Consider the following 26,100-nt stretch of genomic DNA (forward strand, 5'->3'; position numbering starts at 1 on the left):
TCCAATCCACCCCTCGTTCAACCTGCCGTCGGACCGATCCTGGCATCTCAACTTCACCTCGCCTGCGGCGGGCGTTCTGCCGGGCCGTGATCCTGCTTTTCGAGATCACGGTCCATTCACAGTCTATTGTGCTTCGCCTGCGGTGGCGTGGCCAAAGATAGCGGGGAACCCGCGAGCAACGCCGGTATCCACCGTAACCGAGGCGCTCATACCGGTGCGCAGCGCCATTTTGGCGTCGGCATCGGTCAGCTCCAGGCGCACCGGAATGCGCTGCGTGACCTTGACCCAGTTGCCGGTGGCGTTTTGAGCTGGCAGCAGCGAAAACTCCGCGCCGGTGCCGGCGCCGATCGCCTTGACGGTGGCTTCGAAAGTTCTGCCCGGATAGGTGTCGACGACGATCTCGGCCTTCTGGCCAGGCTTCATGTGGGTAAGCTGGGTTTCCTTGAAATTGGCATCGATCCAGGTGTCGCCGGTCTCGACCAACGCAAACAGCGGCGTGCCGGAACCGACATACTGGCCGACCTTGAACGAGGAGGCCTGGCTGATGACGCCGTCGGCCGGCGCCTTGACCGTGGTCTGCGCCAGATCGTAGGCGGCCTTGTCGCGCGCGGCGAGTGCGGCCATCACCGTCGGATGCTTGTCGGTCTCGATATCGGGATTGCCGGCGAGAGCCGCCTTGGCGCTGATGATGCCTTGCTCGGCAACGGCCAGTTGCTGCCTGGCCTTGTCGAGATCGTTCTTGGCCTCGTCCAGCGACGATTTGGCGTTGATGCCCTTCTGGGCAAGGTCGGCGGCGCGGTCGTACTGCGACTGCGCGTAGTCGACCTGGCTGGCATCGGACTTTTCCTGCGCCAGTGCCTGGCTGTAGGCGGCGCGCAGCTGTTCGATTCCGACCCGTGCGACTGCGACCGCCGCGTCGGCCTGCGCCAATGCGATCCGGTAGGGCTCGGGGTCGACGGCAAACAGCACATCGCCCTGCTTGACCTGCTGATTGTCCGAGATGCCGACCTGAACGATGCGGCCGGCCGTGTCCGAGGCGATCGACACCTTGGCCTGCTGCAAATTGGCGTTCTCGGTTTCCTGATAGCGGCCGCCGGTCACCCAGACATAACCGCCACCAATGGCCAGCGCGGCTGGCAGGGCGACCATCAGCAGCAAGCGGCCGATGCGGCGCTTCTTGACCGGAGCCGGACCGGGTTGAACCGGGGGAGCCATCGCGACAGGTGCTGCGGCCGGCTGTGCAGGCGCTTCGGCGGCAGGCTGTGCCGGCGTCTCGATCTTGGTTACATTCTCGTCTAGCTTGGCTGCCGCGTTCATGCTGCTGCCCCTTCCGTACTCTTCAAGGACGACGTCTCGCCGTCCGCCAGGTTTTGCACGATGGTGTCCAGCGCCCGGATCAGGACGCGGCGGTCGTCCGGCGAAACGCCGACCAGCGATTCCTCATAAACTTCGCCAGCAAGGCTTTTGACCTCGGCATAGGCCGCGTTCGCCTTGGCTGTCGGGAAGATCATGCGCACGCGCCGGTCAGTTGCGTCGGAGCGCCGCTCGATCCAGCCGCCCTCCTCCATCCGGTCGACGAGGCGTGAAACGCTGATCGGCTCGATTTCGAGGAGTTCGGCGAGGCGAGCCTGGGCGACGCCCGCCTCCTTGGCAACGCGAACCAGAAGCCGCCATTGTGCCGAGGAAAGGCCAAGTCCGCGGGCGCGCGCCTCGAAGCGCTTGCGCATAAGGCGCTGCACGTCGTGGATCAAAAAGCCCAATCTATCTATGCCGTCGGAAACCATGAGCGGTATATATTATAAGCGTGCTTACCATTCAAGGCGCCGCATTGCGCCAGAGCCGAAAAAGAGGGATGGCAGCCATGCAGATGCGGTCACGGCACAGGCAATGACGGTTGCGGATGACCTCCCGACCGAGACGTGAATTGCCGTCGAGAACGCCGTGAGAAGAAAGGTCGTCTTGCGCGTCCTCGCCACCGGCACACCTAGGCTTTCGGCGGCATTTCGCCGGCGGCGAAGGCATCGAGCCGGCGGTGGTTCCACAGGGCATAGGCAAGGATGGTGCCCGCACCCAGCGCGCCCGGATATTGTCCCAGCGAGCCAGGCCGAGGCCGCCCAGCAGCGGCTTTCCACGATGGTGACCTGCCACAGTCGACCAGCGCCCTTCAATTTTACGACAGGCGCAATTTCGATCAAACTGGCCTCGCAAAGAGCCGGCAGCATGGTGCGGCCAAATGCGAGGAGACTCATGAACCCGACCGAGAAAGCGCTGTGGTTTGTCGAGAGCCATCTGCCGGAAGCGATCTCGCTTGAAGATGTCGCGCAAAGCAGCGGCGTCTCGCGCTTTCATGTGACGCGCGCCTTTGGCGCCGCAACCGGCCGTTCGGTGATGGGCTATATGCGCGCGCGCCGGTTGACCGAAGCGGCGCGCAAGCTGGCTTCCGGCGCGCCCGACATCCTCGCGGTCGCGCTCGATGCCGGCTACGCCTCGCACGAAGCCTTCACCCGCGCCTTCCGCGACCAGTTCGGCACGACGCCGGAACTGGTGCGCGCGCAGGGCAGCCTCAGCAATCTCGATCTCGTGGAGCCGATCCTGATGGACCAGTCCTTCCTCGCCTCACTGCCGCCGCCGCGCTTCGAGACCGGCCGCCCCTTCCTCATTGCCGGGCTCGGCGAACGCTACAGCTGCGAGACCAGCGCTGCCATTCCGATGCAGTGGCAGCGTTTCGGTCCCTATATCGGCAACATTCCGGGCGAGACCGGCGACGTCGCCTATGGCGTCTGCGTCAACGGCGACGATGCCGGCAATTTCGATTACATCGCCGGCGTCGAAGTGCTGGATTTCTCCGACCTGCCGAAGGAGCTTTCCCGGGTGCGCGTGCCGGCGCAGAAATACGCAGTCTTCACGCATGCGGAACACATCTCGACCATCCGCCGCACCGTCAACACGATCTGGAACAAATGGCTGCCGGCCTCGGGGCACGATATAGCCGACGGCCCCGAATTCGAGCGCTACGGCCCGGAGTTCGATCCGCGCAGCGGCAATGGCGGGCTGGAGATATGGGTCCCGGTTAGAGTGTGAGAGCGTTTGTGCGCGCTCTTGCCTTCTTCCATAAGGGGAGAAGGTGAAAAGGCGCTACAGCTCCAGGTTCCAGTTCTGGCCGACCAGATCCTTGCCGAAGGCGTGATGGCGCTCTTCGTCCACCAGCCTGAAGCCGGCACTCTCGTAGATGTGGCGGGCGGCGGTCAGGATGTCGTTGGTCCATAGGGTCAGCGTCTTGTAGCCCTTGGCGCGAGCAAAGCCGATGCACTCCTGAACCAGCCGCTTGCCGATGCCGAGGCCGCGCGCCGATGGTTCGACATAGAGCAGGCGCAGCTTCGCCACCGCGTCGGACTTGCGCACGACGAAGACCGAGCCGACCACCTCCCCTTGCCGTTCGGCGATCCAGCTGCGTTCCCATTCTGGATCGAAGGATTTTACGAAGGCGCCGAGGATTTCGGCGACCAGCGCCTCGTAGGTTTCGTCCCAGCCATAGTCCTGTGCGTAGATCTGTCCTTGGCGGCGCACCACCCAGCCGATGTCGCCGACCTGCAAGGGGCGCAGCACATACGGCACTTTGGACTCCGGGCTGTCGCCCAGGAGTTGCTGCACCGTCTGCATGGCCTTGACCAGCCGGTCCTGTTCGGCAGCAGGAAGCCGCTCCAGCAAGGCCGCGACCTGGTCGTGCGAAGCCCGGTTCAGCGGCGCGAAGGCCTGCCGCCCCACCGGCGTCAGCGTGATCGACGACTGCCGCGCATCCGACGCCAGCGGCGCGCGCGCAATCAGCTGCAGGTGCTCGAACTTCTTCAGGAGCCGGCTGACATAACCGGCGTCGAGGCCGAGATCGCGGATGAGATCGCTGGCGGTCAGGCCATCGCGATGCGCCAGTTCGTAGAGCACCCGCGCCTCGGTCAGCGAGAAGGCGCTTTTCAGCAGGCCTTCGTCGAGCAGACCTATCTGGCGGGTGTAGAAGCGGTTGAAAGCCCGCACCGCGTCGATGCGTTCCTTGCCGGGTTGATGATGGATCGTCATGGGAAGCCTCCTGCCCATCAACGATCGGTCATTTATTTGACTTAGTCAAGTATCGAGGAGATGCTCCCCCGGTCGTGTCTCAGGCGATGGCGCGGCGGCGCCGTGCGATCAGGACGAACAGGCCGAGCAGCACGACGCTGGCCGCAGCACTGGCGGCGGCAAATTCCGGCACCGGCCGAAAATCCTTGCCGTCGATCAGCAGCGATGCCGCGACCGGGCCGATCGCCAGACCGAAAAGCTGGGCCGCCGGCACCAGAAGCACGGCCGTGCGCGTCTCGTCGGCGGTGATCGCCAGCCGGATCTGATAGGGCACGATGAACAGAAGGATGAAGCCCATGATCAAGGCCGCGACCCAGAAAACCGTCAGGCCGGGGCTGCCGGCGAGCACCACGGAACTGGCGACGGCGACCACGCCGATCGCCACGATGGCGAAGCGGTAGTCGATACGCGCCTCGAAGACGGTAGCCGTCATTGCACCCAGCACCTGCAATGCGAGGCTGGCCGAGACGATCAGGCCGACGCTGCGGCCATCGATGCCGTATTGTGCGCCAAGCGGCTCGAGAAACGCCCAGACCGAGCCGAAGAACATAAAGTAGCAGAAGACGCACAGCAAAGCGGCAAGCGAAGGAACGGTCAGCACATTGCTGAACTGTTCCTCCTTGGGCAGGTCGGCATAGCTATCGGGGACGATGAAGGCGACCGCCACCGAAGCGATGCAGACGACGGCAAGGACGATGAAGCCGCCTGCCGATCCGGCGGCCGGGATGACGTAAAGCGCCAGCAGCAGGGCAAGGGCGCATTGCGCCAGGGTCTGAAGGGTGACGAAGAAGCCGCCGATGCGCTCGGCCCGGCGCGAACGGGCGATCAGTTCCGTGGCGACCGCCACCAGCCCACCCTCGGCGAGGCCCGCCACCGCGCGGGCGGCAATCAGCGAGGTCGAGGTCAGCGCATAGGCGGTCGCCCCGTTCGCCAGCGCCAACAAGAGCAGAAGGACGGCACTTTTCGAGCGCATATTGTGGGCGGACAGCATCATGGCGATGACCGCCGATCCGATGCCGATGGCGATCATCTCCGCCGTGGCGACCAGCGCGAGTTCGTCACCGCTGACATGTCCTTCGGTGTAGAGCGCGCCGAGAAGCACCGGCTGCAGCCCGAGAATGAGCAAGCCGACCGAGCCGATCCACAATGCCGAGGCGAGTTGCGCCCCAGTCGGGTTGCCGACCAGCCAGTCGCCGTTCCCGGCATCGGCGTTACCAGCAGAAGTCACGGTCGCCTCCCAACGTCCTTGCCTGACGGCAAAAAAACTGACAGTCTGTCAGCATTTAGAAACTGATACTCGATCATATTCGTTTGTCAATCAGTAGCGGGACTTGGCACCAACAAGGCTGGGGATGGTCTTGGCGATCGAATGGTCTGGGCGATCGAGAGGATGGCGGCATGAACGAAGCAGTGCAGATGACGACCGAACCGAGGCGCAGGCCCAAACAGGAGCGCAGCCGCGAGCGCATCGACGCCATCCTGTCGACGACCATGCGGCTGATCGGCGAGAAAGGCATCGACGCCGTCACCATGAAGGAAGTCGGCGCACAGGCCGGCGGGCCGATCGCCACTGTCTATCATTATTTTCCCAACAAGTCGGCGATCCTGGCGATGCTCTACGAGCGGTTCTCCGAAGTGAGCCGCGCCCGGCTTGCCGCCATCGTTGCCGACATTGGCGGGCTGGACGACGTCATCGCGGCGGCCGACCGCCTACTCGACGACTATTATGAGCGTGTCGCCGGCGACCCCGCCATCCAGGACCTGCAAAACGCCATCCAGGCTGACAAGGCGCTGAAGAATCTCGACATCGCCGAAACCCGGCGCCAGGCGACGATGTTCTGCGACCATGTCGGCCCCTTTCTCGCGCCAGAGCGACGCAATGAGTTCGGCCGTATGGTTTTCCTGATCTTCCAACTGGCCGGCGGCGTCGTGCGCATGGCGCTGACCCAGGACCAAGAGGAAAGCCGCCACACCATCGAGGACTACCGGTCGATCATCCATACGCAGCTGGGGTTGTTCCTCTAGCGCCCGATTCGACACCGTCCGGTCTGGTGGATGAGGTTTTCGAAGCCGTCGGCCAGGTTGGCGGTGCCGGCGGCAACGATCTTCGACAGGTTCCTGGCGCGACCTGGGGTCTTGTTGGCATCGAGCAGCACCGCCCTGCCCTCATGCAGGACAAAGTCGAATTTGCCATAGTCGAAGCCCAGCTTCCGACGCAAGGCGCGCAGTTCGTCGGGAACCGCAACCGGCTCCCGGCGGACGGTGTCGTCGCCCTTGACCAGGCGCTGCGGCGAGACATAGCGGGTGCAGCGCTCCCGATCGCCGCAGAATATCCAGAACCGCGCCGCAAACCCGTCGGGCTCGATTTCGGGAATGAATTTTTCCACGATCAGGTCGGCACGCCTGAAAATCTCCGGCGCCACATCGGCCAGCGAGGCATGCACCTGATAACGGTCGAAGGTCTGCGCGCCCGGGAAAGGCACTGCCTTGCCGGCGCGAACGGATTTTCGGTTGAGCTGCTCCTCGGGCGTCCCCCAATGATTGAGGTTGCTCTTGACGATGACCTGGCCGCTCCAGTTGGCACCCTCCTCGAGGATCGCACCGCTAATGCGGCGCTTGGAAATGTCGGTCGCACCAAGATTGAGACAAATCGGAAATCCGCGCGCGTAGTCGACATAGTCCGATGGCGTCACTGTCGCGTCGACATGCAGGACGGCAATATCGGCGTTATGACTTGCCGAGGGTCCACGCATGATCTGCACGGAGTGACCGCGCCGTTTCAACTCCGCCAGGACGTCGAACAGCATGTAGGGGCTGTCCTGGCGCAGCAGGAGGCCCCGCCGGCTCTGGAAGCGGTCAAATTCATGCGTTATGACGGCAATGCGGGCCATGGCCTTTCCATGCATGAGGCAACTCGCAAGGCAACCAACAGCCTGGAAGGAAATATGTCCAGCCTTTCCCCAAACCGTTCCGCATGACTGAGCATTGGGACGCAATTCGCCGTCACTGGCGGCTTCTCGGGTCGCCGCTGTGTCCGCCCCCGGAAGCTGTCGCCGCCTATGAGCGCGAACTTAGCCTGCAATCGGTCGATGTGGTGCTGCTCGGGGTCACGCCGGAGCTTGCCGGCCTCGGAAGGACCATGCTCGCGATCGACGAGTCCACTGCCATGATATCGGGCATCTGGCCGGGCGATACCGCGTCACGCAAGGCGGTGATCGGCAACTGGCTGGAGCTGCCGCTGGGCGACGAAAGCGCCCGGGCGGTGATCGGCGACGGCTGCCTGTCGGCGCTGGACTCCTCGGTAGCACGGCAGGCGCTGCTTGCCGAGATTGCGCGTGTGCTGAAGTCCGGTGGGCGGGCTGCATTGCGCGCCTATGCAAGTCCTCAGGAACAGGATGATCTGCAGGAGGTCCGGGCGCTGACGCTTTCCGGTGGTGTCGCGACCTTCCACGAACTCAAATGGCGCATTGCCATGGCTTGTGCCGGCAGCGATCCCGACCGCGCCATTCCGGTGCGGGCGATCCTCGACGCCTTCGATGCGATGTTTGCCGACCGGGAAGCCCTTGCCGCCACGACCGGATGGGAGATGCCGGTCATCGGCACCATCGATGTCTATGCGAATTCGCAGACTGTCTACAGTTTCGCCCCGGCGGCGACGCTGGTCGAAGAGGCGAGCCGGTTTTTCGGCCATGTCCGCCTCGCACCGACAGGGACTTATGGGCTGGCGGAACGATGCCCGCTTCTGGTGCTTGAATCGCTGCGGCGCCGGTAGATTTCTTCGGCACGCTGGTGCCGCATGACACTCGGTGGGCGAAGCCTGTCGAAGTCTAGGGCGGCATGACCATCTGGCCTTGGTTCGCCGCAATTTGCGGAGTCGGCCAGCTTCAGAGCTTTACTTTGGCATGCGGAAACTAGACTTTCCTCCAGTAGTTCAGCTCTGCGGGAGGGATGCATTGGGGATTCGCTTTCAATGGTTTGCACGCCTGATGGCAATTGCCGCGGCACTCGGGGCCACATTGCCACCGGCCCAATGCGAAGATGCACACTCGTTGATCGTGCCTTTGATCAAATTGGAGTATCCCGGAGAGCCAAGGAACATTCGCATGCTTTATGTGAAAATCCTTTCGCTCGGCGATCACACAGTAAACCAGCCTTTGCTGCTCGATACCGGATCGAGCGGAATGACGATCGAGTGCCAATCGGTGCTGTCGGCCGAACTCTGTTCGGACACAGGAATAAAGATCACGAAGGATCAGCAGATCGACGGCATCATGGTGACCACGCAACAGGCGGTGATGACGTATGGAACTTACGATGAGTACGGCAACGTTGCCTATGCTCGCGTGGCTTTCGGGTCGCCGAAATCCCCGGTCGCCACCATCACTGCAATCCCGTTCCTCGTCCGCTACAAAGTAGTCAGGCGAAGTACCGGCGAAATCGTTGGTGGCCCGCTTTGGGCCAAAGGCACTTTCGGTATCTCTCCCGTTGGCGGAGGCGGACCAGACCGGATCATCAAATCTCCGCTTGCCTATGTGAACTTTGGGCCCGGCCTCCACAAAGGCTATTACCTCTCGCCGATCGGCGCCAAATGGAAGGTCTGCACAAACGAGGACGGCAACTGCCCGCAAGTGGAAGCGCTCCATATCGGCGTGCCGAAAGACGTAAAAAGGGACTTCAGGGTGCAAAGCTGGAAAGTGGCCAGCTTGCGATACAATTTTCCCACGATCGACGCCTGTATCTCACGGGGATTTGAACCGACGTGCCGGCCAACGCTTTACGATACGGGCAACTCAACGATCATGGTCTCCACCGACGCCTCGGCGCCGTATTCGTCGCTGAACCGAGGCACGAAAGTCCTGGTAAAAGCCGACGGACAGGACGATTGGAATTTCAAGACCACCTACAATCCCGAGGTGGAGATCGTTCCCGGGCTCGAGCATAACATCGTCGGCATCCGCTACTTCGAGAAGAATAGCCTGTTGCTGGATTTTGAAACGCGCGAGATCGGCCTGCGCCTCGGACATTGAGTTCCCATCGACAGGACGGCATTCGGGCCTGCGTTCAGGCAGCGAGCCGGGTTTTCCGGAATCGTGAGGCAACTTTGGAAAAATTTCGCGCTATTGCCCCTTCCCGCGCGCCTTGACTCTCGAAAGCCACGCGCTTATTTCAGCGCGACGTTAGCACTCTCCCCAGGTGAGTGCTAACGCACATCCGGCACCGCCGGATCGAGGAACAGCTCTCACCGTTCTCATTCGAGGAAGAAAAAATGGCAAAGTCGAAGTTCCGCCCGCTTCATGACCGCGTGGTCGTACGCCGGGTCGAATCCGAATCCAAGACCGCCGGCGGGATCATCATCCCGGATACGGCAAAGGAAAAGCCGCAGGAAGGCGAGATCATCGCCGTCGGCTCCGGCGCTCGCGACGAAGCCGGCAAGCTGGTCCCGCTGGACGTCAAAGCCGGCGACCGCATCCTGTTCGGCAAGTGGTCGGGCACCGAAGTCAAGCTCAATGGCGAAGACCTTCTGATCATGAAGGAATCCGACATTATGGGCATCATCGGCTGATTATCGGCCTCACCGTCAACTAATTTCGGGCTTGATCGCAAGCCCCCTGCCAGGAGCTAAAAAATGGCTGCTAAAGACGTAAAATTCTCCCGCGACGCCCGCGAGCGCATGCTGCGCGGCGTCAACATCCTCGCCGACGCGGTGAAGGTCACGCTCGGCCCCAAGGGCCGCAACGTCGTCATCGACAAGTCGTTCGGCGCACCGCGCATAACCAAGGACGGCGTCACCGTCGCCAAGGAAATCGAGCTTGAAGACAAGTTCGAAAACATGGGCGCGCAGATGGTCCGCGAAGTTGCTTCGAAGACCAACGACATCGCCGGCGACGGCACCACGACCGCGACCGTCCTGGCGCAGTCGATCGTCCAGGAAGGCCACAAGGCGGTTGCCGCCGGCATGAACCCGATGGACCTGAAGCGCGGCATCGACCTGGCCGTGACCGAAGTCGTCGCGGCTCTCGGCAAGGCTGCCAAGAAGATCAAGACCTCCGAGGAAGTTGCCCAGGTCGGCACGATCTCGGCCAATGGCGACGAGTCGGTCGGCGCCATGATCGCCGAAGCGATGCAGAAGGTCGGCAATGAAGGCGTCATCACGGTTGAAGAAGCCAAGACCGCCGAGACCGAGCTGGAAGTCGTCGAAGGCATGCAGTTCGACCGCGGCTATCTCTCGCCCTACTTCGTCACCAACGCCGACAAGATGGTTGCCGAGCTCGAGGACGTCTACATCCTCCTGCACGAGAAGAAGCTGTCCAACCTCCAGGCCATGCTGCCGGTTCTCGAAGCTGTCGTGCAGACCTCCAAGCCGCTGCTCATCATCTCGGAAGACGTCGAAGGCGAGGCTCTGGCCACGCTGGTCGTCAACAAGCTGCGCGGTGGCCTGAAGATCGCCGCCGTCAAGGCGCCGGGCTTCGGTGATCGCCGCAAGGCCATGCTGGAAGACATCGCCATCCTGACCGGTGGCCAGGTCATCTCGGAAGACCTCGGCATCAAGCTCGAGAATGTCGGCCTCAACATGCTCGGCCGCGCCAAGAAGGTGTCAATCTCCAAGGAGAACACCACCATCGTCGACGGCGCCGGCAAGAAGGCCGAGATCCAGGGCCGCGTTGCCCAGATCAAGCAGCAGATCGAAGAGACCACGTCGGACTACGACAAGGAGAAGCTGCAGGAACGTCTGGCGAAGCTCGCCGGCGGCGTTGCGGTGATCCGTGTCGGCGGCGCGACGGAAGTCGAAGTCAAGGAAAAGAAGGACCGCGTCGATGACGCCCTCAACGCGACCCGCGCGGCCGTGGAAGAAGGCATCGTTGCAGGCGGCGGCGTCGCTCTCCTGCGCGCTTCGGCCAACATCAAGGTCACCGGCGTCAATGCCGACCAGGCTGCCGGCATCAACATCGTTCGTCGTGCACTGCAGGCTCCGGCCCGTCAGATCGCTTCGAACGCAGGTGCTGAAGCTTCGATCGTTGCCGGCAAGATCCTCGACAACAAGGGCGCGACCTACGGCTACAACGCCCAGACCGGCGAGTATGGCGACATGATCGCCATGGGCATCGTCGACCCGGTCAAGGTCGTTCGCACCGCTCTCCAGGACGCGGCTTCGGTCGCCGGCCTGCTCGTCACCACCGAAGCCATGATCGCGGAGGCTCCCAAGAAGGAGTCTGCTGGCGGCGGCATGCCTGGCGGCATGGGCGGCGGCGGCATGGGCGGCATGGGCGGCATGGATTTCTAAGAATCCATAAAGCCGCCTATGAGCTAAAGTTGCTCAAGCCCGCAAGCGGGCTTGAGTGGCGGCATTTCTAATCCAAGCTATCTGGCTTATGCATACGGAAAGGGCGCCGAGAGGCGCCCTTTTTTGTTTTGGAAAGCGGATGGTTAGGCGGCGCTGTCCGCCTGCCGCGCAACCTTGCCTGCAAGCACCGCCTGCTCGACAAGCGCCGCCACCTCGTCGGCCACCACCAGCACCGGTGCACGGTCGCGGGTGGCCCGCGCAATCACCATAAGCCCTTCCAGCGACGATTCGATCAGCAGCGCCAAAGCGTGCGCGCGGCGTTCGGGCACCCCTGCCCTGACGAAGGCCTGTCGCAGCAAGCCGATCCATTGCTCGAAAGCCGATCGGCAGAGTTCCGCCAGTTCCGGCACATCGGTGGGTGAATCCAGCACCACCGGCGCGATGGGGCAACCCAGCGAAAAATCATTGTCCTCCAGCATGCGCCCGACCGACTGGTAGATGTGATGGACGGCCACTGCAGGATCGCTCTCGGCTGCCAGTGCTTCGCCCAGCCTTTTCGTGACGTCGGCAACGCTGTTGCGCGTCACCTCGATGACCAGTTGGTCCTTGCCGCCCGGGAAATGAAAATAGAGCGAGCCGCGCGGCGCCCCGCTGGCGCCCAGAATGTCGTTGAGCGAGGTGCCGTGATAGCCGCGCTGCCTGAGCAACAGGCCTGTGGTCTCGAGTATGCGGGTGCGGGTGTCGTTGGCCATGTCAACCTCTGTCAGCAGTGACGCATTATAGGCCTTGCCAAGAATATGACAATCGGTCTATATAATATGTAGATCAGTCTATATATTATATAGGAGAGTGATATGCGCAGCTACCGTCTTGAAGGGTTTGGTGGAACCGAATCCCTGGCGATGCGCGACGAGGCGCGGACGGAACCGAAACCGCATGAGATCGTGGTGCGAGTCCGCGCCGCCTCGCTCAATCGGCGCGACACGATGATCCTTGGCGGCACCTATCCGTTGCCGCCGCGGCAAGGCATCGTGCCGCTGAGCGACGGCGCCGGTGACGTCGTCGCAATCGGCGATGCCGTCACCCGTTTTGCCGTCGGCGACCGCGTCACCGGCAGCTACTTCGCCCGCTGGATCGATGGCCGCATCAATGCCGGTCTGATCGACCAGCTCGGCTGTACGCTGGACGGCATGCTGACTGAGTTTGCCGTGCTCGACGAACAATGGGCGGCGCGACTGCCCGATCATCTGAGCTGGCACGAAGCGGCGACGCTGACCTGCGCCGGCGTGACGGCCTGGAACGCGGTGACCGGGACCCGGATTCCGAAGCCTGGTCAATGGGTTCTCACCATCGGTTCGGGTGGCGTTTCGCTGTTTGCTCTGCAGTTCGCCAAGTTGCTCGGCTGCCGGGTTGTCGCCATCACATCGCGCGCGGAGAAGGCCGACAGGCTGCGGGCGCTGGGCGCCGACCTCGTTGTCTCCAGCACCGACATACCGGAATGGGGCGGCTGGGCGCGCGAGCAGACAGGCGGCATCGACCTCGTCGTCGAAACCGGCGGCCCGGCCACCTTCGCGCAGTCGCTGATTGCCAGCACGCTTTATGGACACATCGTGCTGCTGACGCTGCAGGATGCCAGTGGCAGATCGATCGAGATGCCGGCAGCGCTTTATCAGCGCAGCCTCGCCACCATCAGCCGCCTGTTCGTCGGCAGCCGCAGCAATCTCGAGGCCATGCTGCGCGCCGTGTCGCAGCATCGCCTCAAGCCCGTTATCGACAGGGTCTTCCCCTTTGCCGAAGCCCCCGAAGCGTACCGCCACTTCCAGCAGGGCGACGTGTTCGGGAAGGTTGTCATCGACTGCGCCTGACCCAATTGGCCGCTTTTCAACCCCGAACCAGGAGAACGACCATGACCATCCGTGAAGCTTCCGCAGAATGGCAAGGCACGCTGAAGGAAGGCGGCGGCCGTCTGCGGCTTGGCAGCGGCGTCTTCGAAGGCGCCTATTCCTTTCCGTCGCGGTTCGAGAACGGTCCGGGCACCAATCCCGAAGAGCTGATCGGGGCAGCACATGCCGGCTGCTTCTCGATGGCGCTGACCTTCATCCTCGGCCAGGAAGGCCACGTCGCCCGCACCATCCGCACCGTCGCCAAGGTGCATCTCGGCGCGACCGCCGCCGGGCCGACGATCACCCGCATCGAGCTCGAAACGGAAGCAGAGATTCCCGGCCTTCAGCCTGCCGAATTCCAGCGTATAGCGGAGACGGCGAAGACGACCTGCCTTGTCTCTCGCGCTTTGGCCGGCGTTACAACCATCACCCTCAAGGCCGAGCTGGCCGCCACCACTGCCACGGAACAATGAAAACCAGGAGGTATGAGATGAGCCAGGACAGCATCACGAGCATTCATCCGGACGACCACTCTAGCCAGACGGCCGAGATCATGCGTCGCTTCAACGATGTGTTCCAGTTGCACGATCCGTCCGCGCTTGCCGAGTTGGTGGCGCAGGATTGCGTTATCGAAAACACCGTGCCGGCGCCGGACGGCGCCCGCCATGCCGGCAAAGAGGCATGCATTGACCTATGGTCGGCGATCGCCACCCAGCCCGGCACGCGCTTCGACCTCGAGGAAACCTTCGTCGCCGGTGAACGGGCGACGATCCGCTGGCGCTACTTCATGGCCGACGGCAACTCCATCCGCGGCGTCAACCTGATGCGTGTCGCGGACGGGCTGATCGTCGAGGCGATGGGTTACGTCAAAGGATAGAAGCGTTGCCCGGCACTCCCGTTCCCAGCCCGGAATCTCGCTCAAGTCGAGTTTCCGGGCCGGTTTTCTGGTCACTGGCTGACGCGGTGCAGCTTCACCGTGGTGCTGGGACTGTTCTGGATGGTCTGGAAGATCACGCAATAGCGATCCGTGAGTTCGAGCAGTTGGTCGAGCTGACTTTGGGGAGCGTCGGTGTCGATGTCGAACCGCAAGCGGATTTCCTTGAAGCCCACTGGAACACCCGCAGTCACGCCGAGCGTGCCGCGAAGATCGACGTCACCTTCCGCGGAAACTTCGGCGGACCTGATCGGAATTTCGAGCACGGCCGCCGCCGCGCGCATCGAGACACCGGCGCATGCGATCAGCGCCTCCAGCAGCATGTCGCCGGAGCAGAGTTCCTGGCCGCTGCCCCCGGCCATCGGGTGGATGCCGGCAAGCGCCAGCCCGCGTCCGGTCTCGACCTTACAGGTCACGGTGGACGCGTCGGCGACACCCTTGGCTTTCAAGGTGAGGAACGCGGCCTTTGCATCCCTGCGATAGAGATCCTTGATCGGCTCCTGCGTGGCGCGAAATGTTGCGATTTCCATGAACAATCTCCTGTCTTGAATTGTCGTTGTCAAAAATGGCGAGCAGTGGCCGGGCCTTATTCCGGCACCGCGATGCCGGAGCCGCCGAGCTCAGCCGGAAAGTCCCTGAGCTTGGGCAGCCCGTCCTTCATCGGCAGCACGGTCTCAGCGTAGTTGACGTGAACCCCAGGCGTGAATTTCACGCCTGGTATGGTTGCCGCATAGACATCGACCAGGCCGAGCGGCGGATGAACGGTCATCAGATGACCACCGCATTTCGTGCAGAACTGGCGATCGCTCATTTCGGTCTTCTCGAACCCGGACAGGAACTCCGCGCCCCTGGTGACCTTGACGTTCTGAGGCTTCCACAGCGTGAAGGCGTTCACGGGAGACGCCGACCACGATCGACAAGAACCGCAATGGCAATAGCCCATTGCCTCGGCGGCTCCGTGCACTTCGATTTCCACAGCGCCGCAAAAACACCCGCCCTTATGTACCGTCATGACTTTTGTCCCTGGTTGGTTTCGACAGCACTCAGCGCCCACTCTCGGCAGCGCTTGAGCACCGGTGCAGGCTTAGGAGTTCTGGCCGCGAACTGAATGATACGGCGTCCGCCTCGCTTGACAGCGCGTCCGGAACTCGAAAGGGATGGCTCACCGGCTAGCCGGGTGCGGGACGAAACGGAATGGCCGGGGATGCTCTGTCTGACCTGTTGAGGACGGTACGCCTTACCGGCGCGACGTTTTTTGACATTGAGGGCCACGAGCCGTGGGCCGTCTGTTCGCCGGCGCCATCGTCCATCCTGCCGAAGATCCTGCCCGGCGCGGACCATCTGATCTCCTACCATGTGGTAACGGCCGGTCGCTGCTTCGCGCGCATCGTCGGCCAGGAAGCGATCGCGCTGGAGGCCGGCGAAGTCGTCGTCTTCACCAGGAGCGACCCGCACATTATGTCCAGCAATCCGGCGTTGCGCGCCGATCCGCCGACAGCCGACGTTCTCGACATCGCAACAGCCGGCCGGATGCCGTTTTACATCAACTGCGCCGGCGACGGCGCGACCTCGGCCAGGCTGGTTTGCGGCTATCTCGCCTGTGATGCACAGCCTTTCAATCCACTGCTCGAGGCTTTGCCGCCGGTGATCAAGGCCGGAGATGCCAAAGGCGATGGCGGCTGGCTCAGCCAGTTCATCAACCTGGCTGTCACGGAGGTGGCGCAAAAGCGCGCAGGCAGTGAAACGGTGCTCACCAAACTGAGCGAACTGATGTTTGTCGACGTGTTGCGCCGTTACTTGGAATCGCTGCCGCCACAAACCACGGGATGGCTGGCTGGCCTGCGCGATCCGCACCTGGCGAGGGCACTGGCGCTGATCCACGACCGGCCGGCGCATAACTGGACGGTGGAGGCGCTGGCGAAGGACTCCGCGCTGTCGCGCAGCGTGCTCGCCGAACGCTTCACCAGACTGGTCGGCATGCCGCCAATGCATTATCTCGCCAAATGGCGCATGCAGATCGCCTCGGAGCTGCTCAGCGCCGGCTCCAGCAACATGGCCAGCATCGCCGCTGAAATCGGATACGAATCCGAGGCAGCGTTCAGCCGCGCCTTCAAGAAGATGATCGGCCTTCCGCCCTCCGCCTGGCGTCTAGGCATCCGGACCGGATCCGGAACCGACGAAGAGTAGGCCAATGCCTGCCAGATCCTGTTCTATCGATCAGCCAGCGCCAGCTTGGCCCCAAGCATGACAAAGGCGCCGGCGAAGGTGCGGCGCATCCAGGTCAGCACCATCGGCCGCGACACGACATGGCTGCGGATCGAGGCGGCAAAGATGCCGTAAGCGACGAAGACGACCAAGGTCAGCAGCATGAAGACGCTCGAGAGCTCCAGCATCTTGGCAAATGCGTTCGGTTCGGTCGTGCTGACGAATTGCGGCAGGAAGGCAAAGAAGAAGATCGACAGCTTCGGGTTCAGGATGTTGATCAGGATGCCGGAAGTGATGACCTTGGCTGCCGAGCGGGGTGCCGCGTTTTCATCGACGCTCAGGCCGCCCTTCTCCTTCAGCGTGTTCCAGGCCATGTAGAGGAGATAGGCGACGCCGAGATATTTCAGCGTCTCGAAGGCGACAGCACTTGTGTGCAGCAGCGCCGCCAGGCCGGTGATGGCGGCGGCCATATGCGGGATGATGCCAAGCGTGCAGCCGAATGCAGCAGTGATCGAGGCGCGCGCGCCTCGCGAAAGCCCGGCGCTCAGCGTGTAGAGAACGCCGGTGCCGGGCGAAGCCACGACGATCAGCGACGTCAACAGGAATTCGATGCTCATGGTTCCTCCAACGCCCTGCCCGTAGTGGAAGCTATCGGGGGATGTGGGATGAGGCAAGGTGGGCGTCGGCTAGATCGTTGGCATCCCGTGCGCCTTGCGCGCCATCAGGCAATCGTCGCCGCCAGGCATGCAGGCGTGGCAGACGTCCGGGCGGATCTCGTAGATGCCGCAGGCCGTGTGCTTGCCGATCTCGCCCGTAAGCGCCGAACAGCGCACGCCCTCGCAGCGCATGCCGGACAGGTCGGCGGACACGAACTTTTCCGGAATCCGGTCAAGTTGCGCATCGTCCTCGGTCGAGAAGCGCGGCCATTCGGCCGAGTAGGAGCAGCAGGCGCCGCAGCTCTGGCAATCGAAAACCGGCTGGTCGTCCTGTTTTGACGACCGGATATCCCTGGCGGCCAACGCGACCAGCCCAGGTGCTGCGAGATTGCGATCGGCTTGGTGCGGCAAGGCGCTATTTCTTCTTGCCTGCCTTGCCCTTGGGCGTGGCGGCTGGCGCCTCGAACAGATCGGTTGCCGACGGTTCGGCGGCCTTCGGCGCGGCAGCGGGCTTGGCCTGCTTTGCAGTGGCAGCAGCCGGCGCTGCCGGCTGGTCCTTGGTGGAAAACTTTATGGCCATGTCAGTCCTCGTCGGAAAAGCGCGATGATGGTGCGCGCGGATTGCGCAAGCGGCCGATCAGCGCCGAGACCGCTGTGATGTTCATTTCCTCGGGCGACCAGTTCCTCGCCTCGGCGATGTGGTGCGCCGCCAGTTCGCGATGCGTGCTGCCGCTATAGGCGGCATCCTGGTAGGTCACGCGCTCCTGGGTCTTTTTGTCCTCGCGGACATATTCGACCAGATAGTTCGGGGCTTCGGCACGGCCGCGCACGCCGACGCGCACCTGGGCATCGCCATGCGCGCGCTTGCAGCGCTCGAGCTTTTCCAGCACACGGCGGACATATTCGACCGGCTTGTCCAGGCCCGGGACCATGGACGCTATGGTCGCATCGGCATCGATCGGCGTCGGCGGTACGCGCTTGGTGGCCATCAGCGTTTGCCTGCCCGCTTCGGCAGCGCCGCAAGGGCTGCGGCCGCTGCCATGTCGTCGGCTTCCTTTTCCTTGCGCAGTTCGCGCAAGCGCGCGGTCTTGGCTTCGCGCGCCTCGCTGACGGCATCACGCTCGGACAGGATGCGGTTGAGTGACATCGACTGGGTTTGCGTCTTGCTGAACAGCGAGCCGGCCTGGTCGGCAGTCTTGGATTGAGTGGTCAAAACTTTCTCCTGTCGGGAGCCTGGTGCCGATAGAGCGAGAGCGGTCTTCGATTACGACCAAAGCAATACGGCAGCGGGGCAGTATGGGCGGTTCAGATTGCTGGATCGTCCCTTAGCACGTTCCGGCCGGCGTGCGGCGCACTTTTAGCGGCATGACGCACAAAATGAAAAAGGCCAGGCACCGCCTGACCTTCCATGAAAGCGCCGCGCATCCAGTTGGATGCGCAAGGCGCTCCTTTCAGCCTTTCATCGGTGCCAGTACATCCGTGGTCACCGGAAGGCCGAATTCCTTATCAGGCCGCCTTCAACTGGTCGGCGGACATCTTGCCCGACTTGTTGTCGCGGGTCATCTCGTAGCCGAGCTTCTGGCCCTCGACGATGTCACGCATGCCGGCGCGCTCTACGGCCGAGATGTGGACAAAAACGTCGGCGGAGCCGTCGTCAGGCTGAATAAAACCAAAACCTTTGGTGGCGTTGAACCATTTCACTGTGCCGGTGGCCATGAAGAACCCTTTCCCTGGCAAATATTCGTTCACCATCGTGCGACTGCACAACAGCGTTTTGTCTCGATTTTTGATGGGGAAGTTCGTCAAAGGCGCGCATCATGCGCGGATAACAAAAGTCGGTCAAACAAATATCGACATGTTTCTTATAGACTTCTTTTAGCGCCGAGTCAATTTCTGGTTTGGCCGGAGCCCAAATTCAACCTGAGGGTGCCTGAGGCATAAGCCTCAACTGACGAGGTGGCGGAGCTCAAGGCGTTCCAAAAAATATTCCACGCCCCGGAACCAATCGCAAGCCGGCGCATTTCCGTGGTGTCAGCAATTCAGAGAGCAATCTCGGTAATGCTGGCAAAAGAACGCCTCCCGCGCATTAAACGGTGCGAGAGGCGTTCTTGTAAGTGCCCTTGTCTGACGCAATTCCCAGGGGAAAACCGTTTCACACTTTCCTTAAACTCACGCTGGCGGCCTACAGGATCGCGCTGATCAGCGGCAGGATCTCGTAGTGGAAACCGCGGCCGGAGCTCGACACCGGATCGCCGTCGGTGACCGCTCTTGCCTCGGCTTCGCTGCCGACACGCAGGATCAGCAGACCCCAAGGACCGGCCGGGTCGGCGACCGGCCCGGCCAGGATCATGGTGCCCTCGGCAAGCTTGCCGCGCAGATAGTCGGCATGCCGGCCCATCAACTCCCTCTCCTCCTCCGTCAGGGTGAAGGCGAAGTCCGGCCGAGGCGGGATCAGCCGGCAGTGGAAGATTGTTGGCGCGGTAGTCTCACGCGGTCCATCATTGCTGGCCATCGGTCACTCACCGTGATGTCATTAGTGGTCCTATTCGTCCGGGCCGGGTTCCGGCCAAGTCTCCTTCGCCGCTTCTGCATACCAGTGCCGCATCGCCGGCGTTGCCAGCACGGCGTCGACATAGGCGCGCGTGTCGGGCGCCAGTTCGCCGCCATAGGTGTCGAAGCGGGTGACGACAGGTGCATACATGGCATCGGCCGCGGTGAAATGACCGAACAGGAAGGGGCCGCCCTTGCCGTATTGTTCCCGGCACTGGCGCCAGATCGTTTCGATGCGCGCGCGCTGCATTTCGCCTTCGGCGTCGAGCGGCTTGTGGCCCTTCGGCCGGCGCAAATTCATCGGCCAGCCATAGCGCACCTCGCGAAAGCCGGAATGCATCTCGGTCGCCACCGAGCGAGCCAAGGCGCGGGCGCCGATATCCTGCGGCCAAAGTTTTTTCTCCGGAAACAGGTCGGCCAGATATTCAAGGATGGCAAGGGTTTCCCAGACAATCCTGCCATTGTGATTCAACACTGGCACAAGGCCGGTGGGCGAGACTTTCGCCAGAGCGGCAAAAGTCTCGGGCGTGCGCAGGCGCACGAAACCTTCCTCGAACGGGATCTCCAGATGCTTCATCGCCACCCATGGCCTCAGCGACCAGGACGAAAAGCACTTGTTGGCGATGATGAGCGTAAATTCAGCCAAGGCGGTCTCCCCAAAATTTCGTCACACTAGTCACACGATACGACGCGGCAAAGCGTTTCGGCGACCATATAAGCGACCAGATGCGACGATGATCGCCGCCCAGGGAACCTAAGCCAAGCCGGCCCGTTTGCCTCCTGCGAATGAATCCCCGGAATCCCAGGAGATGCAAAGATGGTGAACAAGGATCAGGTTGCCGGCGTGGCCAAGCAGGTCAAGGGCTCGGTCAAGGAGGTCGGCGGCAAGGCGACCGGCAACAGGCAGACCCAGGCCGAAGGCACGGCCGACAAGACCGCCGGCAAGGTGCAGAAGGTCTATGGCGACGTGAAGGACAAGATCAAAAAGGCGCTCTGATTCGATCTTGCAGGCAATGAGGAAGGCGGCTCAAGGCCGCCTTTTTCTTGTCAGAGGCTGAGGCTCTTGCTGAAGGCGCTGGTGAACTTGACCCCGCCCCGGTCGCCCGCCGCCTCGCCCAGCACCACGTCCATGCCGTCCCCGGTTACCCTCACCAGCGCGAAGCCACCCATATAGGCAGCCTTCGGCTTGAACAGGTCGAGGCCATCGCTTTGTAGATCATAGGCACTTCGTGCTGATGGCCATGGAAGATGGCGATGACATTGTAGCCCTTCAGCGCCGCCAGCATCGCCTGGCGGTCGGCCTCGCTCCACCAGTGCGGCGCGCCTGCGCCGTCATCGTCATAGGTGCGCTTGGCCGGGTCCCAGCGCTCGACCGAGAAAGTGTCCCAGCCATAGTGCTGGAACAGGATGACGGGACGGCCATCCGCCGCGTAGGTCGCCAGATCCTGCTTCAGCCACGGCAGGCTGCTCACCGCGCCATGGCCGGTGTCGCCGGCAAAGCGGTGGGTCTGGACGAGATGCAGGCCGCCCCAGTCCCAGGAATAGCAGTCGGTGTCGACATCGTATTCGGTGGCCGGCACCGGCGGCTTGAAGAACACGCCGGGGCGGTGGTTGACCTCGACATAGTCGCGCAATTCACGCCGATACCAGTCGACATGGGGCGGCGAGCCATTCTGGTCGAGATCGTGGTTGCCGAGGCCGACATAGACCGGCATGTGCACGCGGTCCGGGCCGACGCCTTGTTGATAGCGCTGGCTGAACTGCAACAGTTGCGTGCCTTCGCTGGGCTCGGTGATCTGGCCGCCGCCATCGTCGGTGATGTCGCCGCCGACAACGAGGCCGAGCGGCGCATCGATGCGGCTGCCGGCCGAACGCAGGCGGGTTGCAACGCCATCGATCTCGACTGGCCATTGCCGGCCGGCCAAGCCATTGAGAACAGCGACATTGCGCAACAGCGCGGCATCGGTCTTGCCTTCCTCCAGGCAGTTGGGGCTGAGGCCGCTCGACATGCGGCAGGCATGGACATCGGCGATGAACAGAAAGGTGGCGTCGATGGGCTGGATGCGCTTGCCGGTCTGGCCAAGCGCGGCGCGCGGCAGCATACCAGCCATGGCAAGGCCGGCTGCCTGTGCGAGGAAATTGCGACGGGAGAGGACGAGCTTGCGATTCATGACCTGAAATTCAGCACAGCCGGCGCCCCACCGTCCAGTTGCCAGGAATGGCAGGTCGACACGGCACTGTGGCTCTGGCATTTCTTGGGTCATGCTGGCGCGCAGCAAATACAAGCAGAGGGGGAGGATTTCATGAGAGCCGTTTCGATAGGCGTGGTGCTGGCTGGGTTGCTACCGGCGGCTGCGGTGCATGCCGCCGATTGTGTCGACGCAAAATCGGCCAAGGCCGGCTTCGTTCTGGAAATGCCTGGCGTCCGCAGCGAGTTTCGGCCGGTGGCCGGCGGCATGGTGTCCGTCGCCAACAACTACGAATCGCAATCGCCGCAGACACAGTTCCTGTTTGCCGGCCTGGTCGAAGTGTTTCGCGACAGCGATACCGGACGGGTGGCGACGATCCCGTTTTCCGATCTGCGAAAACTGTTTCCGCTGAAGACGGGAGCCAAGAGCACGATCGAATTCGTCGAGCTGTCGCCGAACAAGCAGCCGAAGAGCACCAAGACGCTGAGCCTGGTCGTCAAGGGCAAGGAGACGTTCAACGTCGGCGGCTGCAAATACAACGTGCTGGCGGTCACGGAGACCTTCAAGAACGGCGCCGGCGAAACGCTGGACACATTTACCGCGCTTTATGCGCCCGATCTGCAGGCGTCCCTCGCCCGGCGCTACGACGAAGGGACCAGCGCGGAATCGGTGAACGGTTACGAGACGATCAAGCCGCTTTCCAACTAGAACAGCGCAGTTCCGGCCTCAAGGTTTTCCCGGCCGCAGCAGGATCCTGCGACGCCGCTTCGCTCTGCTCGGGAATGGCGGCGTTGAGCTGCCCTGAAGTTCGGCCAGGCAATCGCGCAGCACGCTGGCATCCTGTGCCGTCTTGGCCATCGACATGGCGCCGGAATAGGCGGCGATGGCGAGTGCCGCAAAGCGCTCGGGGTCGGTGCCCTGCTCCCTGCCCGACTGCTGGTCGGCTCGCACCTTGTCGGCAACCGCCTGACGCCATCCGGCAAAGATATCGTCCAGAGCGGCGCGGAAATCCGGGTCAGCGAGCGACAGTTCATGCGCCAGATTGTTGAGCGGACAGCCGCGCACGAAGCCTTGCTGCTCAAGCTCGGTCGCCACCGCCTCGAACACCGCGCGCACGCCTTCGCGCGCCGAGCCTGCCGCCCGTACAGGGTTGATCCAGGTTTCATCGAGGGCCGCTGCCACGCGCTCCTCGATCACCGCCAGAGCGAGCGCCTTCTTCGTCGGGAAATGATGATGCAGCGCGCCGCCGCTGACGCCTGCGGTCGTCATCAACTCGCCAAGAGCGGATGCATGATAGCCACGCGCCTGGAACGACGCTTCGGCGATATCGAGCACCTTGTTGCGCAGCCCTTCGGGATCGTTGGTGCGTTTTCGCGGCGGCCCTTTCGGAGCCCGAGCAATCTCTGCTGACATTTGCCAACGATAGCAGATTGACAAAACAGGACAACCGGTCTGTTTTATAAACCGGATGATCATCCTGTTTTTTGGAGACGACACAATGACCGTACCCCTGAATGCGCCTGCGACGGCAAGCCTGCTCGCTTCGCCTGTCGTCGAGTTGCGGCAGTACACGCTGAAGCCGGGCCGGCGCGAGACGCTGATCGACATCTTCGACAGTCGGTTCATCGAAGGCCAGGAACACGCCGGCATGACCATCATCGGACAGTTCCGCGACCTCGACCGCCCCGACATATTCGTCTGGCTGCGCGGCTTCGATGGCATGGAAGCGCGGAAGCAGGCGCTCACCGCCTTCTATGACGGGCCGGTGTGGACGGCGCACCGCGACGCCGCCAATGCGACGATGATCGATTCCGACGATGTACTGCTCTTGAAGTCGGCATGGCCAGGCGCCGGCTTCGATCTGTCAGGCGCGCAGCGAGGCGCCATGCCGGCGGATGGAAAGCCAAGCGCAGACAATGGCTTGACCGGTGTTGTTGTCATCCAGATTCATCATCTGCGGTCTGGCGCCGAAGCCGATTTCGCCGGCAATTTCGAAACGGACGCCGTTCCGGTCCTTATCGGCGCCGGCGGACGGTTGCTTGGCGCCTTCATCACCGAGCACGCTGAAAACAGCTTTCCCCGCCTGCCGGTGCGCTTGAGCGAAAACGTCTTTATCGCGGTGACGGGTTTCGACAGTCCCGAGGCGCATGCCAGTTACGAAGCCGCAGTTGCCGCTTCGCCCCAATGGCAAGCGGCCGATGTGACCTGGCGGACCGAAACCTTGCGCCTGACGCCGACGTCGCAGTCGCTGCTGCGGTAACCGGATCGGCACGCGGCCAACCGAAGTTCATACTGAGCGATAGGCCGGCGGCTTGACCGCCCTCGCCGATCGGCATTGCCTTCGTGACGCGGGCAACAGCGAGAGCATTCGATGCGACTTGGCCTTCAATGAGACTTTCTGGCAAACGAGCACTGGTGACCGGCGGCTCGGACGGCATCGGCCTGGCGACATCGGAAGCTTTCTTGCGCGAGGGCGCCGACGTGCTGATCGTCGGTCGCGACACCAGCAAGCTCGAGACCGCCCGCGAGACACTTGCGGCGGCGGGCAACGTCGGCACCCAGTCGGCCGATCTCTCGACCTCTTCCGGCATCGATGCCGTGGTCGATCGCGCGAAAGCAACCGGCCCGCTCGACATCCTCGTCAACAATGCCGGCGTCGCTTATCTGGTGCCTTTCGAGACCGTCACCGAGCACCAATTCCAGCAATCCTTCGCGCTCAATGTGACGGCGGCGTTCTTCCTTACCCAGCGGCTGCTGCCGCATCTCGGCGCCAACGCCTCCGTCATCAATATCTCGTCCTACTTCGCCGACAAGATGATCCCGAAGCGGCCGTCGAGCCTGTATTCCTTGTCCAAGGGCGCGCTGAATTCGCTGACCAAGTCGCTGGCCTTCGAGCTTGGTCCGCGCGGCACCAGGGTCAATGCGATTGCGCCCGGCACGGTCGACACCGCCATGCGGCGCAAGTCGATCGACAACCTGCCGGCGGCAGCGCAAGCCGAGCTGAAAACCTATGTCGAGCGCAGCTACCCGCTCGGCCGCATCGGCCAGACCAGCGATCTTGCCGGCATCGCCGTCTATCTGGCCAGCGACGAGGCGGCGTGGACCAGCGGCGGCATTTTCGCGATCGATGGCGGGTATACGGCGGGGTGACCGTTTGGACGGCCCTCGGCCTCGAACAAGCGGAGCACTTGACCAAACTTCCGATACCGCGTCTGTCTGCAGATTGAGCAATGCTTCAGACATTCGTGGTGCCATGCCGTCTATCGATCCACTGATCCTCTTCTACACAACGTTCTTCAGCAAACCCGTCGATATCGCGTCGATACAGTGCGAAATGCCCGGGCGGTGGACACTGGACAAACGACGGATTTCCGAGGCCGCGGCAGTCGTCTTCCATATTCCGAACTTTCGCGAAGTTGGCGATGCCTACAAATACCCTGGTCAATATTGGGTCGCCTGGTCGATGGAATGCGGCCAAAACTACAAGCGACTTGCCGACCCCAAAATCATGCGGCACTTCGATATCATCATGACGCATGAATCCCGGTCCGATGTCTGGGTACCCTACCTTCCGCGTGCGGTGTGGTGGAAAGATGCGCTGGCCAGACCAATCGTACCGAAAACGGAAGAAGCGCCGGTCGCACTCTTCCAGTCGGCCGGCCTGAATTATAGCGGCCGTGTCGATTTGGCGAACGAACTGGCGCGCCGCATCAAGATCGATTCTTATGGCCGATATCGCAACAACCGATCGGTCTCTGGCCCCGATCTGGGCTCGAAGACCAAGATCGAAACCATTGCGCGGCACAAATTCTGCCTGGCCATGGAGAACTCGATCGAGGCCGACTATGTCACCGAGAAAATCTATGACGCGTTCATGGCGGGCACGGTGCCGATCTACCTTGGCGCTCCCAATGTGGACGAGTTCGTTCCGGAGCACTCCTTTATTGACGCCAGTGCCTTCGCCAGCGCCAGCGATCTTGCAGCCTATCTCCAGCACCTGATCGCAACGCCGCAAGACTACGAGGCTTATTTCGACTGGCGCTCAAAGCCATTGCCCGACAACCTCGTCAAACGGGTGCAATCATTGGAAACACCCGCGTTCTGCAGACTGATGAGCGTCGTGCGCCAGCGTCTGGAGGCGCGGACAAGCAAGCCTTCCGGACGGCGAACACTTCCGTTCAGCTACAGATCCTATCTCAGGACAAAGCTGCGCCGTTGGAGGAAAAAGGTTCCGAGCTGACGGTCCGCGATCAGGCGCGCTTTCAGCAAAATACGGAGAACAAAGAGCGTC

32 protein-coding genes and 1 pseudogene are annotated in these 26,100 nt (G+C 62.5%); 15 read left to right on the plus strand and 18 right to left on the minus strand.

From position 1 onward, the window contains the following. Window positions 1–123: 123 nt before the first annotated feature. Together NKL06_RS03365 and NKL06_RS03370 are read right to left on the minus strand one after the other, a co-directional pair. Window positions 124–1,317, minus strand: a complete 1,194-nt coding sequence (locus NKL06_RS03365) for an HlyD family secretion protein (RefSeq protein WP_023694753.1) — start codon at window positions 1,315–1,317, stop codon at window positions 124–126. Then, on the minus strand, window positions 1,314–1,784 hold the full coding sequence (locus NKL06_RS03370; protein WP_031203001.1) for a MarR family winged helix-turn-helix transcriptional regulator: 471 nt from the start codon (window positions 1,782–1,784) through the stop codon (window positions 1,314–1,316). Before NKL06_RS03370 ends, NKL06_RS03365 begins: the two co-directional genes overlap by 4 nt. Window positions 1,785–2,247: 463 nt before the next feature. On the opposite strand from NKL06_RS03370, the gene NKL06_RS03375 reads away from it, so the two are divergent. Then, window positions 2,248–3,081 carry an AraC family transcriptional regulator gene (locus NKL06_RS03375; RefSeq protein WP_023808305.1) on the plus strand — a complete coding sequence of 278 codons (834 nt, stop codon included), beginning with the start codon at window positions 2,248–2,250 and terminating at the stop codon, window positions 3,079–3,081. Window positions 3,082–3,135: 54 nt separating this feature from the next. Here the strand turns inward: NKL06_RS03375 and NKL06_RS03380 are convergent, their stop codons facing one another. Both NKL06_RS03380 and NKL06_RS03385 read right to left on the minus strand, forming a co-directional pair. Continuing rightward, on the minus strand, window positions 3,136–4,071 hold the full coding sequence (locus tag NKL06_RS03380; RefSeq protein WP_023694750.1) for a bifunctional helix-turn-helix transcriptional regulator/GNAT family N-acetyltransferase: 936 nt from the start codon (window positions 4,069–4,071) through the stop codon (window positions 3,136–3,138). Between the two features lie 79 nt (window positions 4,072–4,150). Then, window positions 4,151–5,338 carry an MFS transporter gene (locus NKL06_RS03385; RefSeq protein WP_023694749.1) on the minus strand — a complete coding sequence of 396 codons (1,188 nt, stop codon included), beginning with the start codon at window positions 5,336–5,338 and terminating at the stop codon, window positions 4,151–4,153. A gap of 170 nt (window positions 5,339–5,508) precedes the next feature. On the opposite strand from NKL06_RS03385, the gene NKL06_RS03390 reads away from it, so the two are divergent. Further along, window positions 5,509–6,135 carry a TetR/AcrR family transcriptional regulator gene (locus NKL06_RS03390; protein ID WP_023694748.1) on the plus strand — a complete coding sequence of 209 codons (627 nt, stop codon included), beginning with the start codon at window positions 5,509–5,511 and terminating at the stop codon, window positions 6,133–6,135. Here NKL06_RS03390 and NKL06_RS03395 read toward each other — a convergent pair. Then, window positions 6,132–7,001 (minus strand): hypothetical protein, encoded by an 870-nt coding sequence (locus tag NKL06_RS03395; protein ID WP_023808304.1) that lies wholly within the window; start codon window positions 6,999–7,001, stop codon window positions 6,132–6,134. The two genes, NKL06_RS03390 and NKL06_RS03395, sit on opposite strands and share 4 nt — an antisense overlap. 83 nt (window positions 7,002–7,084) lie before the next feature. Here NKL06_RS03395 and NKL06_RS03400 point away from each other — a divergent pair, with 83 nt between their 5' ends. The 4 genes from NKL06_RS03400 to groL all read left to right on the plus strand — a co-directional run bounded on the left by NKL06_RS03400 (window position 7,085) and on the right by groL (window position 11,392). Beyond that, window positions 7,085–7,882, plus strand: a complete 798-nt coding sequence (locus NKL06_RS03400; RefSeq protein WP_023694746.1) for a class I SAM-dependent methyltransferase — start codon at window positions 7,085–7,087, stop codon at window positions 7,880–7,882. Window positions 7,883–8,213: 331 nt separating this feature from the next. Continuing rightward, window positions 8,214–9,137 carry a hypothetical protein gene (locus NKL06_RS03405; protein WP_023694745.1) on the plus strand — a complete coding sequence of 308 codons (924 nt, stop codon included), beginning with the start codon at window positions 8,214–8,216 and terminating at the stop codon, window positions 9,135–9,137. A gap of 239 nt (window positions 9,138–9,376) precedes the next feature. Beyond that, on the plus strand, window positions 9,377–9,673 hold the full coding sequence (gene groES, locus NKL06_RS03410; RefSeq protein WP_006203049.1) for a co-chaperone GroES: 297 nt from the start codon (window positions 9,377–9,379) through the stop codon (window positions 9,671–9,673). 63 nt (window positions 9,674–9,736) lie between these two features. Then, window positions 9,737–11,392 (plus strand): chaperonin GroEL, encoded by a 1,656-nt coding sequence (groL, locus tag NKL06_RS03415; RefSeq protein ID WP_023709705.1) that lies wholly within the window; start codon window positions 9,737–9,739, stop codon window positions 11,390–11,392. A 143-nt stretch (window positions 11,393–11,535) separates the two neighbouring features. On the opposite strand, the gene NKL06_RS03420 is transcribed toward groL, so the two are convergent. Next, window positions 11,536–12,144, minus strand: a complete 609-nt coding sequence (locus NKL06_RS03420) for a TetR/AcrR family transcriptional regulator (RefSeq protein WP_023684303.1) — start codon at window positions 12,142–12,144, stop codon at window positions 11,536–11,538. A gap of 102 nt (window positions 12,145–12,246) precedes the next feature. Here NKL06_RS03420 and NKL06_RS03425 point away from each other — a divergent pair, with 102 nt between their 5' ends. Genes NKL06_RS03425 through NKL06_RS03435 form a run of 3 tightly spaced genes read left to right on the plus strand, consistent with a single transcriptional unit; the run spans window position 12,247 to window position 14,152 of the window. After that, on the plus strand, window positions 12,247–13,257 hold the full coding sequence (locus NKL06_RS03425; protein ID WP_023808291.1) for a zinc-dependent alcohol dehydrogenase family protein: 1,011 nt from the start codon (window positions 12,247–12,249) through the stop codon (window positions 13,255–13,257). Between the two features lie 41 nt (window positions 13,258–13,298). Continuing rightward, window positions 13,299–13,748, plus strand: a complete 450-nt coding sequence (locus NKL06_RS03430; RefSeq protein ID WP_023694700.1) for an OsmC family peroxiredoxin — start codon at window positions 13,299–13,301, stop codon at window positions 13,746–13,748. 17 nt (window positions 13,749–13,765) lie between these two features. Continuing rightward, window positions 13,766–14,152: a nuclear transport factor 2 family protein gene (locus NKL06_RS03435; protein WP_023694699.1), complete on the plus strand. Its 387-nt coding sequence runs from the start codon at window positions 13,766–13,768 to the stop codon at window positions 14,150–14,152. A 71-nt stretch (window positions 14,153–14,223) separates the two neighbouring features. Here the strand turns inward: NKL06_RS03435 and NKL06_RS03440 are convergent, their stop codons facing one another. Both NKL06_RS03440 and NKL06_RS03445 read right to left on the minus strand, forming a co-directional pair. Beyond that, window positions 14,224–14,739, minus strand: coding sequence for an OsmC family protein (locus NKL06_RS03440; protein WP_023694698.1), 516 nt, complete (start codon window positions 14,737–14,739; stop codon window positions 14,224–14,226). A 56-nt stretch (window positions 14,740–14,795) separates the two neighbouring features. Further along, window positions 14,796–15,221: a GFA family protein gene (locus NKL06_RS03445; protein ID WP_023734267.1), complete on the minus strand. Its 426-nt coding sequence runs from the start codon at window positions 15,219–15,221 to the stop codon at window positions 14,796–14,798. A gap of 182 nt (window positions 15,222–15,403) precedes the next feature. Between NKL06_RS03445 and NKL06_RS03450 the strand changes: the two genes are divergently transcribed. Beyond that, a complete protein-coding gene (locus NKL06_RS03450) occupies window positions 15,404–16,396 on the plus strand; it encodes an AraC family transcriptional regulator (protein WP_023694696.1) in 993 nt (330 codons plus the stop codon). Between the two features lie 23 nt (window positions 16,397–16,419). Here NKL06_RS03450 and NKL06_RS03455 read toward each other — a convergent pair whose 3' ends face one another. The 8 genes from NKL06_RS03455 to NKL06_RS03490 form a co-directional block, all read right to left on the minus strand. After that, complete coding sequence (locus tag NKL06_RS03455) at window positions 16,420–17,031, minus strand: LysE family translocator (protein WP_023694695.1); 612 nt, start codon at window positions 17,029–17,031, stop codon at window positions 16,420–16,422. Between the two features lie 69 nt (window positions 17,032–17,100). Further along, on the minus strand, window positions 17,101–17,481 hold the full coding sequence (locus NKL06_RS03460; RefSeq protein ID WP_023715196.1) for a YkgJ family cysteine cluster protein: 381 nt from the start codon (window positions 17,479–17,481) through the stop codon (window positions 17,101–17,103). A 4-nt stretch (window positions 17,482–17,485) separates the two neighbouring features. Continuing rightward, a complete protein-coding gene (locus NKL06_RS03465; RefSeq protein ID WP_023671505.1) occupies window positions 17,486–17,650 on the minus strand; it encodes a hypothetical protein in 165 nt (54 codons plus the stop codon). A 1-nt stretch (window position 17,651) separates the two neighbouring features. Further along, window positions 17,652–18,059: a hypothetical protein gene (locus NKL06_RS03470; protein WP_023671504.1), complete on the minus strand. Its 408-nt coding sequence runs from the start codon at window positions 18,057–18,059 to the stop codon at window positions 17,652–17,654. Then, on the minus strand, window positions 18,059–18,283 hold the full coding sequence (locus NKL06_RS03475; RefSeq protein WP_023671503.1) for a hypothetical protein: 225 nt from the start codon (window positions 18,281–18,283) through the stop codon (window positions 18,059–18,061). The genes NKL06_RS03470 and NKL06_RS03475 overlap by 1 nt, the downstream gene beginning before the upstream one ends. A gap of 293 nt (window positions 18,284–18,576) precedes the next feature. Then, complete coding sequence (locus NKL06_RS03480; protein WP_023671502.1) at window positions 18,577–18,786, minus strand: cold-shock protein; 210 nt, start codon at window positions 18,784–18,786, stop codon at window positions 18,577–18,579. 466 nt (window positions 18,787–19,252) lie between these two features. Then, window positions 19,253–19,582, minus strand: coding sequence for a YciI family protein (locus tag NKL06_RS03485; RefSeq protein ID WP_023824496.1), 330 nt, complete (start codon window positions 19,580–19,582; stop codon window positions 19,253–19,255). A 30-nt stretch (window positions 19,583–19,612) separates the two neighbouring features. Then, complete coding sequence (locus tag NKL06_RS03490) at window positions 19,613–20,266, minus strand: glutathione S-transferase family protein (RefSeq protein ID WP_023694694.1); 654 nt, start codon at window positions 20,264–20,266, stop codon at window positions 19,613–19,615. 171 nt (window positions 20,267–20,437) lie between these two features. Between NKL06_RS03490 and NKL06_RS03495 the strand changes: the two genes are divergently transcribed. After that, window positions 20,438–20,617: a CsbD family protein gene (locus tag NKL06_RS03495; protein ID WP_023694693.1), complete on the plus strand. Its 180-nt coding sequence runs from the start codon at window positions 20,438–20,440 to the stop codon at window positions 20,615–20,617. 50 nt (window positions 20,618–20,667) lie between these two features. On the opposite strand, the pseudogene NKL06_RS03500 reads toward NKL06_RS03495, so the two are convergent. Further along, window positions 20,668–21,791: pseudogene (locus NKL06_RS03500) on the minus strand (metallophosphoesterase). 132 nt (window positions 21,792–21,923) lie between these two features. Here NKL06_RS03500 and NKL06_RS03505 point away from each other — a divergent pair. Next, window positions 21,924–22,517, plus strand: coding sequence for a hypothetical protein (locus tag NKL06_RS03505; RefSeq protein WP_023808292.1), 594 nt, complete (start codon window positions 21,924–21,926; stop codon window positions 22,515–22,517). Between the two features lie 18 nt (window positions 22,518–22,535). On the opposite strand, the gene NKL06_RS03510 is transcribed toward NKL06_RS03505, so the two are convergent. Continuing rightward, on the minus strand, window positions 22,536–23,222 hold the full coding sequence (locus NKL06_RS03510; protein WP_023694689.1) for a TetR/AcrR family transcriptional regulator: 687 nt from the start codon (window positions 23,220–23,222) through the stop codon (window positions 22,536–22,538). Between the two features lie 85 nt (window positions 23,223–23,307). Here NKL06_RS03510 and NKL06_RS03515 point away from each other — a divergent pair, with 85 nt between their 5' ends. From NKL06_RS03515 to NKL06_RS03525, 3 genes are all read left to right on the plus strand, one after another. Further along, on the plus strand, window positions 23,308–24,069 hold the full coding sequence (locus NKL06_RS03515) for an NIPSNAP family protein (RefSeq protein ID WP_031209154.1): 762 nt from the start codon (window positions 23,308–23,310) through the stop codon (window positions 24,067–24,069). A gap of 128 nt (window positions 24,070–24,197) precedes the next feature. Next, window positions 24,198–24,959: an SDR family oxidoreductase gene (locus NKL06_RS03520; RefSeq protein ID WP_031209156.1), complete on the plus strand. Its 762-nt coding sequence runs from the start codon at window positions 24,198–24,200 to the stop codon at window positions 24,957–24,959. 103 nt (window positions 24,960–25,062) lie between these two features. Beyond that, a complete protein-coding gene (locus NKL06_RS03525; protein WP_023694686.1) occupies window positions 25,063–26,049 on the plus strand; it encodes a glycosyltransferase family 10 domain-containing protein in 987 nt (328 codons plus the stop codon). Window positions 26,050–26,100: the final 51 nt, after the last annotated feature.

The organism is Mesorhizobium sp. C268A, from assembly GCF_040324475.1.
Classification (GTDB): Bacteria; Pseudomonadota; Alphaproteobacteria; order Rhizobiales; family Rhizobiaceae; genus Mesorhizobium.

Coding starts and splice junctions, on each gene's coding strand:
- NKL06_RS03510 (WP_023694689.1), bottom strand. CDS start 23,222: ATGTCAGCAGAGATTGCTCGGGCTCCGAAAGGGCCGCCGCGAAAACGC.
- NKL06_RS03400 (WP_023694746.1), top strand. CDS start 7,085: ATGACTGAGCATTGGGACGCAATTCGCCGTCACTGGCGGCTTCTCGGG.
- NKL06_RS03380 (WP_023694750.1), bottom strand. CDS start 4,071: ATGACGATCCATCATCAACCCGGCAAGGAACGCATCGACGCGGTGCGG.
- NKL06_RS03440 (WP_023694698.1), bottom strand. CDS start 14,739: ATGGAAATCGCAACATTTCGCGCCACGCAGGAGCCGATCAAGGATCTC.
- NKL06_RS03470 (WP_023671504.1), bottom strand. CDS start 18,059: ATGGCCACCAAGCGCGTACCGCCGACGCCGATCGATGCCGATGCGACC.
- NKL06_RS03390 (WP_023694748.1), top strand. CDS start 5,509: ATGAACGAAGCAGTGCAGATGACGACCGAACCGAGGCGCAGGCCCAAA.
- NKL06_RS03465 (WP_023671505.1), bottom strand. CDS start 17,650: ATGGCCATAAAGTTTTCCACCAAGGACCAGCCGGCAGCGCCGGCTGCT.
- groES (WP_006203049.1), top strand. CDS start 9,377: ATGGCAAAGTCGAAGTTCCGCCCGCTTCATGACCGCGTGGTCGTACGC.
- NKL06_RS03445 (WP_023734267.1), bottom strand. CDS start 15,221: ATGACGGTACATAAGGGCGGGTGTTTTTGCGGCGCTGTGGAAATCGAA.
- NKL06_RS03485 (WP_023824496.1), bottom strand. CDS start 19,582: ATGGCCAGCAATGATGGACCGCGTGAGACTACCGCGCCAACAATCTTC.
- NKL06_RS03515 (WP_031209154.1), top strand. CDS start 23,308: ATGACCGTACCCCTGAATGCGCCTGCGACGGCAAGCCTGCTCGCTTCG.
- NKL06_RS03435 (WP_023694699.1), top strand. CDS start 13,766: ATGAGCCAGGACAGCATCACGAGCATTCATCCGGACGACCACTCTAGC.
- NKL06_RS03495 (WP_023694693.1), top strand. CDS start 20,438: ATGGTGAACAAGGATCAGGTTGCCGGCGTGGCCAAGCAGGTCAAGGGC.
- NKL06_RS03505 (WP_023808292.1), top strand. CDS start 21,924: ATGAGAGCCGTTTCGATAGGCGTGGTGCTGGCTGGGTTGCTACCGGCG.
- NKL06_RS03425 (WP_023808291.1), top strand. CDS start 12,247: ATGCGCAGCTACCGTCTTGAAGGGTTTGGTGGAACCGAATCCCTGGCG.
- NKL06_RS03370 (WP_031203001.1), bottom strand. CDS start 1,784: ATGGTTTCCGACGGCATAGATAGATTGGGCTTTTTGATCCACGACGTG.
- NKL06_RS03525 (WP_023694686.1), top strand. CDS start 25,063: ATGCCGTCTATCGATCCACTGATCCTCTTCTACACAACGTTCTTCAGC.
- NKL06_RS03455 (WP_023694695.1), bottom strand. CDS start 17,031: ATGAGCATCGAATTCCTGTTGACGTCGCTGATCGTCGTGGCTTCGCCC.
- NKL06_RS03395 (WP_023808304.1), bottom strand. CDS start 7,001: ATGGCCCGCATTGCCGTCATAACGCATGAATTTGACCGCTTCCAGAGC.
- NKL06_RS03430 (WP_023694700.1), top strand. CDS start 13,299: ATGACCATCCGTGAAGCTTCCGCAGAATGGCAAGGCACGCTGAAGGAA.
- NKL06_RS03420 (WP_023684303.1), bottom strand. CDS start 12,144: ATGGCCAACGACACCCGCACCCGCATACTCGAGACCACAGGCCTGTTG.
- NKL06_RS03375 (WP_023808305.1), top strand. CDS start 2,248: ATGAACCCGACCGAGAAAGCGCTGTGGTTTGTCGAGAGCCATCTGCCG.
- NKL06_RS03480 (WP_023671502.1), bottom strand. CDS start 18,786: ATGGCCACCGGCACAGTGAAATGGTTCAACGCCACCAAAGGTTTTGGT.
- groL (WP_023709705.1), top strand. CDS start 9,737: ATGGCTGCTAAAGACGTAAAATTCTCCCGCGACGCCCGCGAGCGCATG.
- NKL06_RS03405 (WP_023694745.1), top strand. CDS start 8,214: ATGCTTTATGTGAAAATCCTTTCGCTCGGCGATCACACAGTAAACCAG.
- NKL06_RS03365 (WP_023694753.1), bottom strand. CDS start 1,317: ATGAACGCGGCAGCCAAGCTAGACGAGAATGTAACCAAGATCGAGACG.
- NKL06_RS03520 (WP_031209156.1), top strand. CDS start 24,198: ATGAGACTTTCTGGCAAACGAGCACTGGTGACCGGCGGCTCGGACGGC.
- NKL06_RS03450 (WP_023694696.1), top strand. CDS start 15,404: ATGGCCGGGGATGCTCTGTCTGACCTGTTGAGGACGGTACGCCTTACC.